Annotated in this window: 1 protein-coding gene; it reads left to right on the top strand. The window is 54.8% G+C overall.

Annotation, left to right across the window (positions count from 1 at the left end; all coding sequences use genetic code 11):
• Positions 1–35 precede the first annotated feature (35 nt).
• Positions 36–217 (top strand): NHL domain-containing protein (locus S1OALGB6SA_RS02110; protein ID WP_442789583.1); only part of this gene is annotated, 182 nt, incomplete at its 3' end.

Below are 217 nucleotides of genomic sequence, written 5' to 3'. Positions count from 1 at the left end.
GGAAAATCACGCCGGCAGATAGAATAGAAGATAGAGTGGTAAGCACCTTGGCCGGAACAGGCACAAGGGGTCATGCGGATGGCACCGGCACAGAAGCACAGTTTAACCTCCCCTACGGAGTGGCTGTGGACGCATTCGGTAATGTCTATGTGGCAGATGCACACAACCACTGTATCCGGAAGATCACTCCAGCGGGGGTGGTAAGCACTATAGCCGG

Origin of the sequence: Olavius algarvensis spirochete endosymbiont (assembly GCA_900608495.1) — a bacterium.
Taxonomy (GTDB): domain Bacteria; phylum Spirochaetota; class Spirochaetia; order DSM-2461; family DSM-2461; genus UBA2779.
Note: the sequence above shows the minus strand (reverse complement) of the source record. Positions and strands in the feature narration are given on the sequence as shown.